The organism is Flavobacterium cerinum, assembly GCF_004028155.1.
GTDB classification, from domain to species: domain Bacteria; phylum Bacteroidota; class Bacteroidia; order Flavobacteriales; family Flavobacteriaceae; genus Flavobacterium; species Flavobacterium cerinum.
Window position 1 is genome coordinate 1 of the sequence record NZ_SBII01000008.1, and the last position, 17,621, is coordinate 17,621.

The 17,621-nt window shown below is 35.5% G+C and carries 14 protein-coding genes; 4 read left to right on the top strand and 10 right to left on the bottom strand.

The genetic code is table 11. The features are described 5' to 3' along the window. Positions 1-887 (bottom strand): PorP/SprF family type IX secretion system membrane protein (locus EPI11_RS11340; protein WP_164879162.1); only part of this gene is annotated, 887 nt, incomplete at its 3' end. Between the two features lie 147 nt (positions 888-1,034). Continuing rightward, a complete protein-coding gene (locus tag EPI11_RS11345; RefSeq protein WP_128390092.1) occupies positions 1,035-7,148 on the bottom strand; it encodes a choice-of-anchor L domain-containing protein in 6,114 nt (2,037 codons plus the stop codon). A 227-nt stretch (positions 7,149-7,375) separates the two neighbouring features. Between EPI11_RS11345 and EPI11_RS11350 the strand changes: the two genes are divergently transcribed. Beyond that, positions 7,376-8,128, top strand: a complete 753-nt coding sequence (locus EPI11_RS11350) for a UDP-2,3-diacylglucosamine diphosphatase (protein ID WP_128390093.1) — start codon at positions 7,376-7,378, stop codon at positions 8,126-8,128. Between the two features lie 9 nt (positions 8,129-8,137). Here EPI11_RS11350 and EPI11_RS11355 read toward each other — a convergent pair whose 3' ends face one another. From EPI11_RS11355 to EPI11_RS11365, 3 genes are all read right to left on the bottom strand, one after another. Further along, on the bottom strand, positions 8,138-8,491 hold the full coding sequence (locus tag EPI11_RS11355) for a hypothetical protein (protein WP_128390094.1): 354 nt from the start codon (positions 8,489-8,491) through the stop codon (positions 8,138-8,140). A gap of 99 nt (positions 8,492-8,590) precedes the next feature. Further along, complete coding sequence (gene recJ, locus EPI11_RS11360) at positions 8,591-10,288, bottom strand: single-stranded-DNA-specific exonuclease RecJ (RefSeq protein ID WP_128390095.1); 1,698 nt, start codon at positions 10,286-10,288, stop codon at positions 8,591-8,593. Between the two features lie 101 nt (positions 10,289-10,389). Further along, positions 10,390-10,710 (bottom strand): hypothetical protein, encoded by a 321-nt coding sequence (locus EPI11_RS11365; protein ID WP_128390096.1) that lies wholly within the window; start codon positions 10,708-10,710, stop codon positions 10,390-10,392. 218 nt (positions 10,711-10,928) lie between these two features. On the opposite strand from EPI11_RS11365, the gene EPI11_RS11370 reads away from it, so the two are divergent. Next, positions 10,929-11,996 carry an IS1595 family transposase gene (locus tag EPI11_RS11370; protein ID WP_206619116.1) on the top strand — a complete coding sequence of 356 codons (1,068 nt, stop codon included), beginning with the start codon at positions 10,929-10,931 and terminating at the stop codon, positions 11,994-11,996. A 73-nt stretch (positions 11,997-12,069) separates the two neighbouring features. After that, entirely contained in the window at positions 12,070-12,660 is a 591-nt protein-coding gene (locus EPI11_RS11375; protein WP_128390097.1) for a hypothetical protein, read from the top strand. A gap of 25 nt (positions 12,661-12,685) precedes the next feature. Here EPI11_RS11375 and EPI11_RS11380 read toward each other — a convergent pair whose 3' ends face one another. Together EPI11_RS11380 and EPI11_RS11385 are read right to left on the bottom strand one after the other, a co-directional pair. After that, positions 12,686-13,186 carry a hypothetical protein gene (locus EPI11_RS11380; protein WP_128390098.1) on the bottom strand — a complete coding sequence of 167 codons (501 nt, stop codon included), beginning with the start codon at positions 13,184-13,186 and terminating at the stop codon, positions 12,686-12,688. 32 nt (positions 13,187-13,218) lie between these two features. After that, on the bottom strand, positions 13,219-14,055 hold the full coding sequence (locus EPI11_RS11385; RefSeq protein WP_128390099.1) for a hypothetical protein: 837 nt from the start codon (positions 14,053-14,055) through the stop codon (positions 13,219-13,221). Positions 14,056-14,374: 319 nt separating this feature from the next. On the opposite strand from EPI11_RS11385, the gene EPI11_RS11390 reads away from it, so the two are divergent. Continuing rightward, the gene (locus tag EPI11_RS11390; protein WP_128390100.1) at positions 14,375-15,769 is read left to right on the top strand and encodes a hypothetical protein; all 1,395 of its coding nucleotides are present in this window, start codon (positions 14,375-14,377) and stop codon (positions 15,767-15,769) included. Positions 15,770-16,098: 329 nt separating this feature from the next. On the opposite strand, the gene EPI11_RS19215 is transcribed toward EPI11_RS11390, so the two are convergent. The 3 genes from EPI11_RS19215 to EPI11_RS11400 form a co-directional block, all read right to left on the bottom strand. Further along, positions 16,099-16,230 (bottom strand): hypothetical protein, encoded by a 132-nt coding sequence (locus tag EPI11_RS19215; protein ID WP_262707702.1) that lies wholly within the window; start codon positions 16,228-16,230, stop codon positions 16,099-16,101. Between the two features lie 35 nt (positions 16,231-16,265). After that, entirely contained in the window at positions 16,266-16,679 is a 414-nt protein-coding gene (locus tag EPI11_RS11395; RefSeq protein ID WP_128390101.1) for a hypothetical protein, read from the bottom strand. Positions 16,680-16,775: 96 nt separating this feature from the next. Then, positions 16,776-17,549 (bottom strand): toxin-antitoxin system YwqK family antitoxin, encoded by a 774-nt coding sequence (locus tag EPI11_RS11400; RefSeq protein ID WP_164879163.1) that lies wholly within the window; start codon positions 17,547-17,549, stop codon positions 16,776-16,778. Between the last annotated feature and the right edge of the window lie 72 nt (positions 17,550-17,621).

Sequence of the window (17,621 nt, forward strand, 5' to 3'; positions counted from 1 at the left end):
AGATCGAATAATAACATGATCTCATGCGATGCAGGAGTTGTTACATTAAGATCTGAGATGATATGATCGTAAGCATATCCAATTCGTAGGCCTGGTGTAATTGCATAGTTTACCATAGCACCAAAGCTGTCATCCAGTCTGTAAGTTGCTCCAATCTCGAAGCGTTCAAAGAACAAGAAGTTTAATGACCCATCGATAGATGGCGACACATCAAAAGCTGACTTTAACATGAACGATGGTTTCATCTTCAGGTTATCGGTAAGTTGGAATACATATCCACCCGTTAAGAAGTAATGCTGGGTTTCTGATCCAAATTTTTGATTTGCTGTTTTATAATCAAGGTGCTTGCTCTTAAGCATGTTTGGCACCGAGAAAGCCAAATAGTATTTTTGAGTGTAGTAGAAAAATCCTGCTCCTACATTGAAATACGTATTATTTACGTTTTCGCTGAATGCCGGATCTCCCGGATCCGGAACGTGACCGTTACCAATATCACTGTACAAACCTACATCGTGCAGGGTTATACCTGCTTTTAAACCAAGGGCTAAACGGTGCTCGCCGCCTAGGTTAAGTGTGTACGAGAAATCGGCGTAAACGTTTGTTTCTTCAACTGGTCCAATCTTGTCATTGATTACAGATAATCCTAAACCAACATTTTTACCTACCGGGCTGCTCCCTGAAAAGGTCATTGTTGTTGGAGAATCTTCAATGTCAACCCATTGCTTACGGTATAACAAACCGAAAGACAGGTTTTCCTTGGAACCTGCATAAGCAGGGTTAATCACATTCATGTTATACATGTACTGTGTGTAATGCGGATCCTGTTGGGCTGTCGCATCTGCGAGCCCGCCAAGAGCCAATAATGCTGCAAGGTAAATTTTCTTCATGTGTGTGTTTTGGTTATTATAAAATAGGGCTGGTCTAAAATACAATTAGATATACTTTACACTAACTAAGTAATTAGACTCAATTAATTGCAAAAGGTTTAATTGCATTTATCGTCCAGCCCTAATTTTTTTTAAATATTTAATTTATTATTCCTGTCTGTTAATATAAACCCATCCTGTTATACTTTCTCCATTTGAACGTTCGATCATATAGAAGTAAGTTCCAGTAGGTAGTTTATCCCCATTACTACCTTGTCCTATCCACTCTTTAGTATAATTGGATTTGCTATAAACTTCCTGTCCGTAACGGTTAAAGATCTCCAGTTTTGCTACATCAAGAGTTGTAAGATCAAAACTATCATTCAGTCCATCACCATTTGGAGAGATACCACGTGGTACTAAACATGTAGTATTGTCAATTTTCGCTTCTCCAATAACAGGACAGCTTTTTGGAGCTGCCAATGGTGTTACAGTAACATAATATGTATCAGGTGCAGTTACAACAAGTGTAGAACCTGTACCTAATGTTACTCCGGCAGTATTTTTCCATGTAAATGCTACATTATCGACATTGTATATTTCATCGCCGTCAAACATAACTTCTAACATATAGTTACTACCCTCACAGCTTTCAACTATTGCTACAATAGGCGCAGCTATGATAGTAATATTAAACACATTTTCTGATGTACATTCCGGAGTTACTGCGCTGTGCGCAAATACATAAAGTTTTTGCGACGTTTTTATCTCTCTTCCAGCAGGCACTAATTCTCCTGTACCTCCAGGACCGGTATAATAGTCATTATTCACACTAAGTGCCGGCAGTACATATACTCCACACTCTATTACATCTGCAGGTGCATCAGCAACAGGAGTAGGTGTGATAGAAACTTTAACAGCATCTTTACCAGGACATCCTAAATTATTCACGGTAACTTCATAAATACCACCTGTAGAAACAGTAATAGTAGAGGTCGTTTCTGTTAACGCAATACCGCCTAAAGTCCAAGTATATGTTGCATCTGCAGGATCATAATTAGCCGGTTCAACCGGTGTCACTGTGATCGTACCTGTAGATCCCTGGCATATAGCGAAGTCTTCATTAACTTTGAATATTGGTGTAAGATCCTGTACAACAAGGCTAAATTGCTTAACTGCTACACAGCCACCTTTATTAACGATCCTTACATATATTATTTGTTCAAATTGCGTAACGTTATCATAATTAGTTAATGGTAATGCTCCAAGATTTGCTAAAGCATCATCATTACTAAGGTGATATGAAACAGTAAATAGCGCAGCATTAGCTCCAACAATTACCGATGTATTATCTGAAAGATTGAATGTTCCAAATCCATCAGCATCACATATTGTTAATTGTAATGGATTACCTGTAACGATTTCTATATCATCATAGAACTCTACTCTAACAGTATCCGTAGTTGAACATGTGCCTCCAAAGTCTGCAACAACTTTGTAATCACCTGTAGAATTCACTACTAAATTTGGACCTGTCTCGCCAGGTATTACTTCTCCATTTTTATACCATACAAATGAATAATCATCCGGATCCATACCGCTTTCTATAGTATGTGTAGCACCGGCACAAAGACCGCCGCCATTTACTAATGTTAAGTCCAGACCAAGGTCAACATTACCTATATCAAACTTACCGATCAATACTGCAGAATCATACCCTGGATCTCCCCTATCAGCAATAACCAGCTTAATATGATACATTTCATTTGGAACAACCTCACCTTCAGCAAACATCTTAACAGTATTACCGTCAAAGTTAAGTGGCGCAAGCAATGGATCTGTTCCTCCGGTTGCTCCTCCAAAATTACCATAGTACTTATCAAAATAAGTCTCATTAACTGATTCGCAACCCGAATTAAACGCCGAATTCCTTATAGTAACTACCGAAACCGGTGAATTTGTTTGCGGAACAAGAGCTAGATTAACTGTTTGTCCATCTGGTCCTGTAAGGAAAAATGCAAAAGCATCTGAATAACCACATTGGTAAACACCATACTCGTTTGATGCAAAAATGAATGGGAACTTAATTTTATTAGCTAATGGTACAAAATCAAACTCAAGCACAGTCGCATCGTGATAAGTTCCCGGATTCAAACCAAGATCATTCATATAGTCCAGCAACTGTTGGTCACCTTCCCATCCTCCTTCACCTGATCCACCCATGTATGGTCCTGGAGCATCCATGGACTTACCTGTAGACAGAACCACTCCTTCTTCTAACTGGAATGCTGATAGGCCTTTCTCAAAACGGCCAATACCATTCACTCCAAGATCAGTACCTGTACTCCATGTAACGTTTTGAATATTCGCGCAAGAAGACTGAATTAATGTATTAAGAACGATATCTTCAACAGGCACCGTATCATCAACAATAATAGATCTTGGAGTTGCAATACATATTTCAAAACTAGTTAGAGCATCCGGTTCCGGTGCCCACGTAGTATACACTAATACATAGTATTTATTCCCTGGTATTAAACCCGAAATTATTCCGTTTGTATTTCCTCCACCTGAATTACTTCCACACCATACTTCGGTAAGGTTAGCACCACAGTTATTGCCTTCATAAACTGTAAATTCAGCTTCAACATCAACCTGATTACGAAGACTTATAATATGTTCAGCTGACGAAGCGGTGAATTCATACCAAACGTCATAATTTATATCACCCCAAACACAGCTGGAATCAACACCAGAGCCTGTTGCTCCGGTTAATGTTCCACTAACTGACTGAAGACATTCAATGCCTGCATTTACAGGAACCGTAATTGCTCCTGCGCAATCGTCATTTTCAATTAACGTTATAAATTTAAATGGACCAGATAAAGTGCTGTTTCCATCAGTTCCTCCGCATAACGCTCTTACATAAAAAACGTAAGGAGTTCCCGATGTTAACACTCCTGCCCACGCATGTGGATGAGCCGACACTATTGTACCTGGCGTTGTAGGTGCTGGAGAATCTATCGGTAGTACCCAAACTTCCCAAGATGCAGCATCTCCCATTTCTGTCCAGTCCAGCGTAACTGATGTAAATGTAACATCTGAAACTGCAAGATGTTGTGGTTTTGGACAAGGAGGTGCTTCACAAGAAACAAGACCCGCGAACAATATATCGCCCTGAGCTCCTTCGCCAAAAGGTTTAACATACACATCTTCCATAAATGGAGTATAAACATGAAGACCTTTATCATTTTGATCCCATCCTGTTTCATTCCATTTGATCTCTATAGGTATATTTGGACATAAAGCCACCTCAACCATATGGATATATCCATTATCAGCAGCATCAAAAGTTGGCCCTAAGACAACAGCTTCAACACCACCTTGAGAAACAGTCATTGTGTTTCCTCCATAATTCCAGCCTTTTTTACTGGTTAATTCAAAGAAGAAAATACATTTATCTTCAGGATTACATGGCTCAGAGTGCATTAAATACGGACCAGCCCATTTACTGGTTGGCGTACTCGCACCTGTACATATAACTCTTACATAATATTCATAATTCGTTGCCGGTGCCGGAAGCGGAGCGGCAATTGTAGGATTAGTCCCCGTTAAAGTTCCAACAGTAGCATCTGTAGGTGCAGGTAGTCCGGCCTCTACAATATAATACTCCCATTGTCCTGTTGCAGGACCTGTCCAGCCTAAATCGATAGTTGTCATTGTGCCGTTTGAAGCCGTTAAGCCTACAGGCGCCATACATTTAGGATTAAGACAATCTACAATATCTTCATAAATAACTGTATTTACACCATCTGTAAAAAACTCATGAGTGAAGATTTCCTGATCGAATGGATTAATGATAGAAAGTCCAACAGAACCATCCCATCCACCACCATTAGTCCAGAATACATCAAATGGAACACCTGTACATAAAGGAACAGTGATTGTTTGCTCTTCTCCTTCAGTAAATGTAGGACCTATAATAGCAACATTAGTTCCATCTTGTCTGATAGTCATAATAGCTCCATCCCAGCCCCCTTGCCATGAAGCACTCTTCATCACAAACTCGTAGTCACACTTATTTGCCGGAGCACATACTGATGAACTAAATGGAAATGGTTGACTCCACTCACTTTTATCTGTACTGGCACCCTGACATAACATTCTTACATAAAATTCATAATTAGTAGCTTCTACTAATGGACCTGCACCTATTACAGGATTTGTTGTTGCAAGAATTCCAGGCGTAGCATCTACAGGAGCCGGCTGACCTGCTTCTACAATATAGTATTCCCATTGACCGGTTGCTGCTCCATTCCAGCCTAAATCGACTGTTGTTTGAGTAGCATTAGTAGCTGTTAATCCTTTTGGAGCCAAGCAATAAGGCTTTATACAATCCACAACTACATCATACAGAACGGTGTTTGGAATACCTTGTCCTGGTAGTTTTTCATATATATCCTGCCCAAATGAGTTTTTAACACTCACTCCAACATTTGGTGTACCCCAAGAGCTTCCACCTGTATTCCAAAATAACTGAACCGGCATATTATTACATAAAGGAACAGTCACATCAAGCGTAGGGATATCATTATTAGGCCCTGTCAACGTAACAAGAGTAATACCATTTTGTTTAACATCCATGGTATGACCTTCCCAACTGTCGTAAACTCCCCACATGTGGAAAGTAAAACTACACTGATCGACTACCTCACAAAGCATTGTGTTGAAATAATAAGGACCTGCCCAAGCACTAAAAGTACCATTATTACAATCTGCCCTTACCCAATATTCATATGCTGTTGAAGGAATAAGTTCATCCCAAACATAATTTGTATTATCAGTAACTGCATCTCCTGTTCCAGAAGGAACACCAGTACCTTTTGGCTGAACCGCTAATCCCCATGAAGTAGCTCCGGAAGGGTTTGTCCATGACAATTCTACCGTAGTCATACCTATGTTTGCAGCGGGAGAACCTACGGGTTCATCACAGGCAACAGCCTGTATCGTTAATGTATAAGGAGTTGTTGGCTCACTATTACTGGAAATAACGATATAATAGTCTTCGCCCGTAGTTACATTGAATCCATCAAGAGAAATACTATTAGGCATATTACCGGTACCTCCATCAAGACACGTGTGTCCAATATCAGCACATGATCCATATACAAATACTCCCGCAGACGGACCTATATTACTAAGGTCAATATTTATTTCTCCGGTAAAAGTTGCTACATATTTGTAAACAACATCATTACCGCTCAGATAACTCTCCCAAGGACTGGTATTACAACCAGTTCCTGCCTCGCCTTCATATTCATCAGCAAAGTTGTTTGTATTATCTGTATCAGTGTACGGCAGTGCGGTAACAAGTAAAGGATCGGCACAAGTGTCACCTAACCCTTTAGTACAAAAATAAAATGCACCCACCCATTGACTTTTACCGTCTGCACCACAATCTGAACGGACATAGTATTTATAACATGTGTCAGATTCCAAAACACCAGCCGGAACATGAAAAGGAAGAGCTCCTGTATGTGAATACGTAGGAATTCCTGTAGGAACGTCATCCTCTCCTACCAACTCGATATCCCATGCTGTAGCTCCTCCTGGATTAGCCCAACTAAGATCGGCTGAATTCAGACCAATATTAGTAGCTGTCAAAGTAAGAGGTGTAACACATTTTTTCACAACAGTAACATCGTCAATTAACCAACGGTCGCTATTAGCTGGTCCTGCTGCCATCATAAATGCAATACGTACCTGTGCCCCAACATAAGAGGCAGGTATCGATACCGCTTTTTCTACATAACTTGTCTGATCAGGATTGATCTGAAGTTCAGTCCACGTTTGCAGCTCGGTATACGAAGCTGGCGAGTTAAGATCGGCTGTAGGTGTAGCTGTAAGATTTAATATAAAAACCTTATAGATACTTCCCTGATCGCCAAGCTGTGTAAGCCTGGAGAAAAATCTAAGCTCTGGATCAGCTGGCACTGTAAATACCGGCGTAACCAAATAATCTTTAGGAATTCCACCTGTACCCAGGTCTCTCTGAAGATATGCCGCACGCGCACCTGTATGTGCCGGCTGTTGAACAGTGCTGTTAGCAGCACCCTGGACCCATGTAATGGTGAGCCCAATGTCATTTTGCATGGTAAACCAGCCTGTCGCACTCGTGCCTGTTGGCGCGAGCGTAAAGCCCGTTTCAAATCCTTCCGGGAACTGAGCGTAGCCACAGAAAGAAAGCAATGACATGAAAAAGATCAAAGTAATTTTTTTCATAAATGAATAAATTAATTAGTAGTTTATGTTTAAGTTCCGAAAATAAACAAAAAATCTCAACGAATTACAGCTAGAATTGCACATCCTTTAGTTTTTAGTTAAAAAAAACAAAATTACTACCATTTGTTATGAATATAAAAAGCAACTTTATATTTATTAAGAATCGTCACAGAAACAATTCACTATAATAAATAGTCTTTATATCTTTGAGGCATCTTATAGCACTAATGAATACAACAAAACGCATATATTTTGCTTCAGATCAACATTTTGGAGCACCAACAGCAGAAAAAAGCTTTCCCAGAGAGCAAAAATTTGTAGCATGGCTTGATGAAATTAAGCATGATGCCGATGTTATTTTTCTATTGGGTGACCTCTTTGATTTTTGGTTTGAATACAAAACAGTAGTACCTCGTGGTTTTGTAAGAGTTTTAGGTAAACTGGCAGAACTTCGCGATAGCGGTATAATAATTCACTTTTTTGTAGGTAATCACGACTTGTGGATGGCCGATTATTTTGAAAAAGAATTAAATATTCCCGTTTATCACCGCCCACAGGAATTTACTTTTAACAATAAAACATTCTTAATAGGTCATGGTGATGGTTTAGGTCCTGGCGACAAAGGCTATAAAAGAATGAAAAAGGTATTTACAAATCCTTTCTCGAAATGGCTGTTCCGATGGATGCATCCGGATATTGGTGTAAAATTGGCGCAATACCTTTCAGTAAAAAACAAACTTATCTCCGGCGATTCTGATGTAACGTTCTTAGGGGAAGATAACGAATGGCTGGTGCTTTATTCAAAACGCAAACTGGAGACCAAACACTATGATTATTTTGTTTTTGGCCACCGCCATTTACCAATGATAATTGAAGTAGGCAAGAACTCATCTTATATTAATCTTGGCGACTGGATAAATTACTTTACGTATGGTGTTTTTGAGGGAGAAACTTTCGAGTTGAAAGAATATAAAAAATAAGCCTAAAACTTAGTTTTTACACACATCATTAATATAGTCGTACAAATCCATAGTAAATAAAGTTCCTTCTACCAGGTCTTTTATTTGGAGAAGCTCGCTTTTAGATACCGCAAGATCTATTTGCTGTAATGGGGTTTTAAGTAAATATTTATGACAGCTTGCCCTATGGCAGCAGCCACTGCAATCCATTTCTTCGCAGGTATTTTCTATGAGCTGTGCAAAGGCTCTTATTTCATTAAGAGATAAATAAAAACCGGTTTCTTTAAAGATAATCTGAACCCTCTCTGTTAACACTGTGTTGTCTCTTTTCCAATGGAATGCTACACCAAAATCATTAAAATATATTTGCTCAATTTCTCTCATGTTAGGATTGATTTCAAACAAAAATAGCAATTATTTAAAATCATTCTAAATAAATAACAGAAATCTTTAGTTAAAGTTTTCAACAGGCTTATTACACTACTATTCAATACACTTAATATCCCGTAAACGCAGCTGCAGGCTGGTTTGTCCATTCCAAACATTTTCATCAATGGAATAAGCTGCATCAAAAGGTTCCCCGCTGCAGGCAACATCCATTTTTGAAGCAAGGCCAAAACCAATAGCTGCAAAACCGTCTGAATCTTCTTGTTTTACAAATAAACGAAGGTGTGTAGCATCAGCACCTATAGGTTTTCCAAAACCGGAATCTTTTAAATTACGGCTCATAAAAACAGGCGACATATTACCCGGTCCAAAAGGCTCAAACTGCTGTAACAGCCTGTGGAATTTAGGTGTAATATCATTCAGTTCGATCTCAGCATCTATAGACACTTCAGGAATAAGCAATTCGGGATCTATAGTCTCTTCAACAACAGCTTCAAACTTCGCCCTGAAAAGTGGATACTGCTCTTCAAGCAATGTTAAACCTGCGGCATACATGTGTCCTCCAAATTGTTCTAAATGTTCAGCACACGCTTCAAGGGCATTATAAACATCAAAATCTTTTACAGATCGTGCCGATGCTGCCAACTTATCACCGCTTTTAGTAAAGACCAAAGTTGGCCTGTAATAGGTTTCAATCAATCGGGAAGCTACAATACCTATTACTCCTTTGTGCCAGTCTTCCTGATACACAACGGTAGTAAACTTATCCTGATCTCTGTTTCGCTCAATTTGCTGCAAAGCTTCGGCGGTAATTAGCTTATCCAGATCTTTTCTATCCGCATTAAGACCTTCAATTTGAGAGGCAAACTCTTCTGCCTGATCCAAATTGAATTCTGTTAATAGTTCAACTGCATAATTACCATGTTTGATCCTTCCCGCCGCATTAATGCGCGGTGCTATAATAAAAACTACATCAGTTATGGTAAGTGTTGGTTTCTTTACATTTTGAACAAGTGCTTTGATTCCGGGACGCGGAAAAGTATTAATCACTTCTAACCCAAATTTAGCCAGCACACGATTCTCTCCTGTTATAGGCACAATGTCGGCAGCAATAGCCGTAGCCACAAGATCTAAATAAGGTATAAGATCATTAATATCCTGATCCCGGTTTACCCCGAGTGCCTGAATTAGCTTAAACCCTACACCACAACCGCAAAGTTCGTCATACGGATAACTGCAATCTTCCCGTTTTGGGTCGAGTACCGCAACAGCATCAGGCAAAGTATCGCCTGGCCTGTGGTGGTCGCAAATAATAAAATCAATATTTTTTTCATTGGCATAGGCCACTTTATCGATCGATTTTATACCGCAATCCAGTGCTATAATTAAGGAGCAGCCGTTGTCATCGGCAAAATCGATTCCGGCATTAGACACTCCGTATCCTTCTTTATACCGATCCGGAATATAGGTCGCTACATTAGGATAATAAGAACGCAGGTAAGATGACACTAATGAAACCGCAGTAGTACCATCTACATCATAATCCCCAAAAACAAGTATATTCTCCCCGTTCGTTATCGCTTTTTCTATACGGATAACCGCCTTGTCCATATCTTTCATTAAATATGGATCGTGCAGATCGTCCAGGCTTGGACGGAAAAAACTCTTCGCCTCCTCAAACGTTTCAATACCACGCTGTACCAGCAGTGTTGCCACAACAGCATCTACGCCAAGAACATCAGAGATATGTTTTACTTTATGAGAATCGGGTTTGGGCTTGAGGTTCCAGCGCATGAACTAAATTGATTAGCGGTTAATTACTGAGAATAAATAACAGGGAATATTAATTGTTAGTACCTATAAATTTAGATAATAATATACCCAGTATACCACTTCTAAATTTCATCAATTAATTTAAAAAGAGTTTCTAGTGATTCTTTATTCAGTTTATTTAAATGAATAATGAAGATCATTTTTGATTCAAGAAGCTCCATATCTCCTAAGCAAGTTATTTTAACATTCTTGTCATTGTATTCAACTGTAAACAGCAACTCAAATTCTTGATGACTGGTCTTATAGTTTATTATGTGTTTAATAATCGAACCATTTGTTAATGTATGAAATTGTTCAACTCTTTCAATTTTAAAATCATTAAAAAATCGAAAATGATTATTTATTTCTACGTCGAATTTCTTTGAAATTTTTTCTCTTGTCATCTTTCTAAAATATGGTATAAACCGACTTAGAAACAAATATAGTTTTATTTTAAACATCCTTACTTAGTTGTTAAGTTCTTTAATCAACCCCCACCCACGCCAGGGTGGGGGTTTGGTTTTGTATGATATAATTAAACAATGTCATGAAGCCTGCAAAATAGATTTTTTCTATCGATCAAAACTATTCAACATTGTTGCATTCGACCAAAACGAAAATTATGGTCGAAGCTCCAATACACGAAATAGTAAGAAAAGAACTAAATAAAGTAAGAAAAACCTTTCCCATTACACCAAAAAGTATTATATTTAATAAATCAATTATGGCTAAACATCCTGATATTGAACTTAATACTACCTCTGTTTTCAAGTCAATGTACGATATGACGAGAACTCTGAATACGGATGAAGCATGTCGGGAACACTTAGAAAAATTACGTTGGAATGGAGAACCAATATGTCCCCATTGTGGTAGCCAACGTAAGAATCATTATCGAATAAAAACAAGAGGCGAATATAAAGGTCGATACAAATGCAAAGACTGTAGATTACCATTTAGTGTAACAATAGGAACAATCTTTGAAAAATCAACTATCCCTCTTCAAAAATGGTTTATGGCCATATTTCTATTCACTACAGGAAAGAAAGGCATTAGTAGTCTTCAACTTCATCGTACAATAGGTGTAACTCAAAAAACTGCTTGGTTCATGTTAAATAGACTTCGTAATTCTGTTCACAATAGAGTGGATTTCGAATTTGAAGGAATAGTACAGGTTGATGAAACTTATGTTGGAGGAAAAAATAAAAACCGAAATAAAGGTAAAAAAGTCGATAACACTCAAGGTAGAAGTCTTAAAACCAAAATTCCAGTTTTCGGGATGCTTAACAATGGAATGGTTTACACCCAAGTTGTAAAGAATACAAAAGGAAAGACTTTGAAAACAATCATCAGATCAAAAGTAAAAGAAGGATCAATAATAGTAAGTGATGGTTGGGTTGGATATAGGGGCTTGGAAAGGGAATATATCCACAAAATTATTAAGCATAATATAGGAGTATTCAAAACTGGTGGTTATCATACAAACGCTATTGAGGGATTTTGGAGCATTTTAAAAAGAGGACTTATTGGAATGTATCACCATGCTAGTGAGAAACATTTGCATCGATATTGTGATGAGTTTGCATATCGTTATAACATCAGAACTTTAAGTCAAGGAGAACAGTTCAATCTGACACTTATTAATTCTGATGAGAGATTGAGTTATAAAGAGTTGATTTATAATTACTAATTCTGACAAAATGTCTTATGATATTATTGGCATGATTATTAATGTTTTACGATAACCCAAAAATATTATTAAAATGAAACAACAATTTCACCCTTTTAACAATTTGCCTTCGCTTTCTCAACTGTTTCAAGCAAGAACAAGTAAATTACCAATGTTAATTAACAATTTAAAATTAAAAGACGTTGAAGAAGATGAGGAATTTGAAAAGACAAAACAAAGAATTAAGGATGCTGTGCTTCTTACTCCAATAGTTTTTGAAGAACCTCAATTCATAGATCACGAATACGAAGAAAGGCAGCCACGATTAGAACAGCAAATTTTCAGCACATTTAATAAGGATATTTATATTCATGAAATTCGATATAATTTTACGGGTTCTGTTGAATTATTTGGCCATACTTTTGATGGTATGTCATATTCAACTTCAGATCATGGCTTAATAAAGCCTGAGTCTTCAAATTATGTAACAGTGTATGCTGAATTACCAACCTTATCTCCTGACGGTGCAATTAATTTGGCAGGATCTCTTTTTAGATTATCTAAATATATTGCTGAACATAATAGCGAAGCTACGAAAGTATGGAACGTTTCAATTAAAAACCATATTAATGCAGAGTTAGAATTGAAGAGAGATGAACTTTTTCGTGTTTTCAAGAAGAAATAATAGGATATAAAAAGAAAGACTCGTTTTAAAACGAGTCTTTCTTTTTATAAGTATTATTTGAGTTTTCATCCACGTTTGATAAATTATTTGTCAAATTTGTCATGATAAAAACGGCTTTACCAGTATCCCATAAAACATATATTGAGTAAAAAAATATCGCGGTCAATGCTGAATTGAATATTAGATCTTTATAAGCAAAAATAATTATTTTCGAGTCTTGACAAATTAATATTATTAAGCTCAATATTAAAAGCAATACTTGTTCTTTGAGTGAAAAGCACATCTCACTAATAGTGGTGCTAAATGTATTGTTAGGGTATTTTGCTAGTATTTCTTGTACTTTAGACGCTATAACTCCCAAAGTAGCTGTGTTAATAGCAAGGAAGGCTAGTAATATTGTTAATATATTTGCTTCTAAAAATTTTTTCAAATAAGAAGATTCAATCGCAAGCGTAACTATTTCTAAAAGGATAGAGATAGCAAAAAATATTAAGAAGAATTTTAAAAATCTAAATAAATCTTTCATAAGTATATTTTATTTCATATTAGATATAATATTTATAAAACTTCTTTTATAACTTTTATAATATCTTCTGGCTTACCTTCAAATGTAGCTTCCTCAATTCCAATTTCAACTGGTGTATCAATTGATGAAATTTTCTTTTTATACCCCTTAATCCCAATTTTTACATTTCCCGCGCCTTCAGAAGTATAATCAATTAGACCTACAAGGTCACTATTGTTTCTATTTATATTTTCTAAGACTCCATTAGAAGCTGCTCTGAAATTAATCGTGCTTTCTTGACTATTTAACCTTTCTGTTAATTTTTTGAATTCTTCTGGCAACGAAGCAGATATACTTGCTAAGTTAGGCTTAATGTATTTAATTTCGAGTGATTTTAATTCATTTTTATGAGCTTGAATCATTTTCCAGACAGCTTCTTTCTGATATAGTCCTTCAATTTTAATGGCTAAACCGTACTTTTTCAAGCCTTTATCTAATTCTCTGGAAAGTATATTTTTTACTACATCAGGATTAGAAAATGCATCAGAATTATGACTAATCGCTATTTTTTGTTCCGAATTATCATTATCAATTAAAATATATACAAATGGATGTGTAGGGATTTCTTTTTCAACAAAGTTTTCGACTACATTGACAGACTTTTTATTAGCAAGTTTTATTACAAATATGTTATCACTATTTAATTCTATTTTTAATACATTTCTGCTATTATTATAGAAATCGACATTATTTAAAGTGTTTTCAAAAAAGATGTTTTTATTTTCTTTCAATTCAGTAGCTGTGAAAGTTTTATTCTGTCCTTCTATATTAATTTCCTTATTATCATTTGATAAAGGTGATAGATGATACCTGTAAATTCTAAAAATCATAATATATTGTATTTTTGGTGATCAACGAAAGTAATAAAAATTAAACTATTACTTACAAATTTCCCCTTGTGATTTCTTTTGTCTAAATTTGTATTGTATAAAAATATTCGTACTAATTGCATTATTGCTAAAATCTAAACACCACCCTGAAGTCTAAGACTTCTTGATTTTACAAGCAAAATAATGTATAAGGTGCGCCGTAATGGCGTGGCTTGTATCATTGCTTGTATGGGATGTGGTGTCCTGGATTTAGTGTGGTACAATGTCCACGCCTATTTTTTTACATTAAGCTTATTTATTAACTAAATCCAAACACCACATGGAAAAACAATTGAAAGGCTTTTTCAAAGCCTCCTTTCTGGCAACCTTATTTTTACCTACAATTTCAAATGCTCAGCAAGATTTGCCTTTTACAATTACTCCACAGCTTACAAAAGAAGTAATTGAAGGAAAAATCAGTAATTTCAAAACTTATCATGTAACTCAAAAAGAAATTGAATACCATCCTTATATCGAAGGACAAGTCAATACAAATGATTACAATTTCTTACTTGCAACTTTAAATCAATATAAACCAGAATATGATGAGTATGTAAAAGATGTTTCAAAAGATTCTATCGTTCGAAATGATTTAAAGAAAATCTCCCATAACATAGAACTGTACCTCTCTTCAAATGAAAAATTGGACATTAAAGACAAATATTTAATCGATGCCCAATCTATTGCAGATAAACACAATATTGAAATCAAAGGTGAGAACACAAGTCTATTTGCAAAGAAGGTAAATGATCATGGTTTAATAAAAAATGATACCAAAGCATTCAGACTTCATAATGGCAAGAAGCCAAGTTCGAAAAAGGATATTGAATTTTACAAAAATGAAATTGAAAAGATGAAATTCCCTGAAGTTAGAATTTCAAATGGAGCAAAGAAATATTTAGAATTTAAAGAAAAAGAGAAGACAATACAGAAAACTCAATTTGGTAAAGTATTATCATCCGAAATATTAAAACGTAAAGTCTTTATGATTGATAATGAAATGGACATAAATGCTCTTTCAGGAGAATTCATTGAGTTACCTGTGAAGTATATGCTTGCTCTTAAGGATATTGAAAATAAGTTTGTAAAGAACGAATTAACTGATGATACTAAGGATTACTATAATGTAGGTGGTTTATCACAGAGATATTCACTGATAAAGAAAAAAGATACTGATGAATACTATTATATCATGTCAGATGCATATTTATCCGATCTCTTAACGAAGCAACGAGAAAAGGAACTTTTAGAGATTGTACATAAATTAGGTTACAAAGAATATCGAGAAGGAGAAGATTTATATATTAAATCTAAAACTGCTGAAATTAGATTGGACGTTGGTACTTATAATGAATTGAAAAAGAATTCTAACTATATCACAACATTAGATAATGACCAAAGTCAAATCGCTTCCCTTATAAAACAAACAGTATCTCATTCGAAATTGTTAGATAAATACCTTAGTCTTTATCGTATTCAAAAAAGTAAAATGTCAAATGCTGATATAAATGCTTGGAGAACTGCAACAACGAATGCTCAAAAGTTAATGTTGCAAATCAATAAACTCTCGGAGAAATATGATGGGAATTATTCTTTTACACTACTAAACAAATCAAATATGTTGGATGCTTTTTCAGATAATCTCTTAGCTTCGAAAGGGGTTTTGAGAATGTAATGATCATAACTAGCTAGTATACAAAAGACTACTGATAATTCGGTTTTTTAAAACTAATAATTGTCAAAAATTTTAGTGGCGGAAATCTATTGATAGATGCTGCATGAAAAAAATATACCAAACATCCGTATCTCTCAGAAAAAGAGCGAAGAAAAAGAAAATTAAAAAGCTAAAGAAAGCGACAAAATTTAAATGGAAATGGATAATACCACTATTGATTGAAATTATTAGGTACATTATCCAGTTTTGTCTAGAAAGATGGTTCAACTAAGAAAAAACCGCCTGCTCATTGCAGGCGGTCCTTCTTTTATTAATTAAACAATATCAGGTTATTCCTCTTCCGATTCTTCACGTTCAATAGCAGTATCAATAATTGTTTTCTCATTGAATGGCTTAACCTTTTCAGCATTAGAATTGTCTTCTTGAAGATTTTCTGTGATGTATTGTCCAAGTGGTTTCATGTCATAAATATTTTTAGATAATATGTATCACTTGATTATTTCATACTTTCCTTTGAATTATTAACTCGAAAGATTTTAATTGGTGTTGAAACTTTTTCGAGGTTTAATTCTTTTCTTAAATTTCCTCGAAGTTCTTCCAAAAGTCCTGTCAAATTACTGTCTTGGTTTTCTACGATAGCAGTTGCTAATTCAATAGCTAATGAGATTTGTTTTTTCGTACCAAATAATTGAATATCTGCAATTGGCTTTTCTAAACATTCAATTTTATCAAATTCATTACGATTTGCTGCATATTCCAATTTTCGCCAAGCTTCAATTAGATAGTTTATTCGTAATTCTTTCTGTTTATTAGCTATGTCACGTCGTTTAGCAAACCAATGAAGTATAAACCATCCTAACATTGTAACTACTGACGTGATGAGTAAAGGAAATAATAGTTTCAGATTCATTTAGATAGTTTTGATAAATATACTAAATTCACAAATATTCCTACATACAGAAACTCCCTTTCATTTTGAAAGGGAGTTGGTATACTGGGTATATTATTATCTAAATTTATTTTCATAAGCTATTGATGGCTGAGGATATGAATTACCATCTTCTTCTTTATATTCTTCATTAATCAGCCTCCCTTTTTCATCGTAATTTTTCACTTGGATCTGAAAGGTATAATAATATATGCTTTCATTATCTATAGTGTTATCAAATTCCTTATTAGCTTTCCAAGAATAGATAGTTTTAATATTTCCTGATTCGTAATATTCAATACGTTTTTTTTTGGTCTGTTTTATTTTTAAATTCCCATTTGGATAATATCCTTCTATCTTAACTATATGCCCAATTTCTGAAATATCCAAATTAATCTTTTCATTAGAAAAATAAATAATTTCACGCCAGCCACCATAAACCATATATCCCCTCCTAGCACTCCAAAAATAACTTGTTTTTTTACCAAGACTATCATATCGATCTGTATGAACGCCATCTTTTTTGTAACGTACTTTTCTTTGCAGTTTCCCATTTGAATAATATTCAACCAAACTATCAGTTACAAAACCATCTTTAAATGTGCCTCTAATTTTTATTTTACCATCAGGATAGAAATCTTCCTGATAACCATAAGCAGGCTTTCCACAAACAAAATAAACAAAATCGGAATCCACTATCCAAGGCTGTCTGAACATTATTTTAGGATCATAACATGTCTCAATAGTCAATCCTTCTTTGAGTTCTATTGTATAATACTCTAAACCAGGCTCGGTTACACGTTGTACTATATATTTCCCTGGACGTGGTAAAGTGATTACATCTGAATCCATATTGCTAAAAGATTCAACCTCGACGCCAGTTGCATCGATTAGAAAATAAGTTTCTTTCTCAATATACGGGAG

Coding starts and splice junctions, on each gene's coding strand:
- EPI11_RS11365 (WP_128390096.1), bottom strand. CDS start 10,710: ATGACAAGAGAAAAAATTTCAAAGAAATTCGACGTAGAAATAAATAAT.
- EPI11_RS11380 (WP_128390098.1), bottom strand. CDS start 13,186: ATGAAAGATTTATTTAGATTTTTAAAATTCTTCTTAATATTTTTTGCT.
- EPI11_RS11375 (WP_128390097.1), top strand. CDS start 12,070: ATGAAACAACAATTTCACCCTTTTAACAATTTGCCTTCGCTTTCTCAA.
- EPI11_RS11385 (WP_128390099.1), bottom strand. CDS start 14,055: ATGATTTTTAGAATTTACAGGTATCATCTATCACCTTTATCAAATGAT.
- recJ (WP_128390095.1), bottom strand. CDS start 10,288: ATGCGCTGGAACCTCAAGCCCAAACCCGATTCTCATAAAGTAAAACAT.
- EPI11_RS11395 (WP_128390101.1), bottom strand. CDS start 16,679: ATGAATCTGAAACTATTATTTCCTTTACTCATCACGTCAGTAGTTACA.
- EPI11_RS11345 (WP_128390092.1), bottom strand. CDS start 7,148: ATGAAAAAAATTACTTTGATCTTTTTCATGTCATTGCTTTCTTTCTGT.
- EPI11_RS11400 (WP_164879163.1), bottom strand. CDS start 17,549: ATGGATTCAGATGTAATCACTTTACCACGTCCAGGGAAATATATAGTA.
- EPI11_RS11350 (WP_128390093.1), top strand. CDS start 7,376: ATGAATACAACAAAACGCATATATTTTGCTTCAGATCAACATTTTGGA.
- EPI11_RS19215 (WP_262707702.1), bottom strand. CDS start 16,230: ATGAAACCACTTGGACAATACATCACAGAAAATCTTCAAGAAGACAAT.
- EPI11_RS11390 (WP_128390100.1), top strand. CDS start 14,375: ATGGAAAAACAATTGAAAGGCTTTTTCAAAGCCTCCTTTCTGGCAACC.
- EPI11_RS11370 (WP_206619116.1), top strand. CDS start 10,929: ATGGTCGAAGCTCCAATACACGAAATAGTAAGAAAAGAACTAAATAAA.
- EPI11_RS11355 (WP_128390094.1), bottom strand. CDS start 8,491: ATGAGAGAAATTGAGCAAATATATTTTAATGATTTTGGTGTAGCATTC.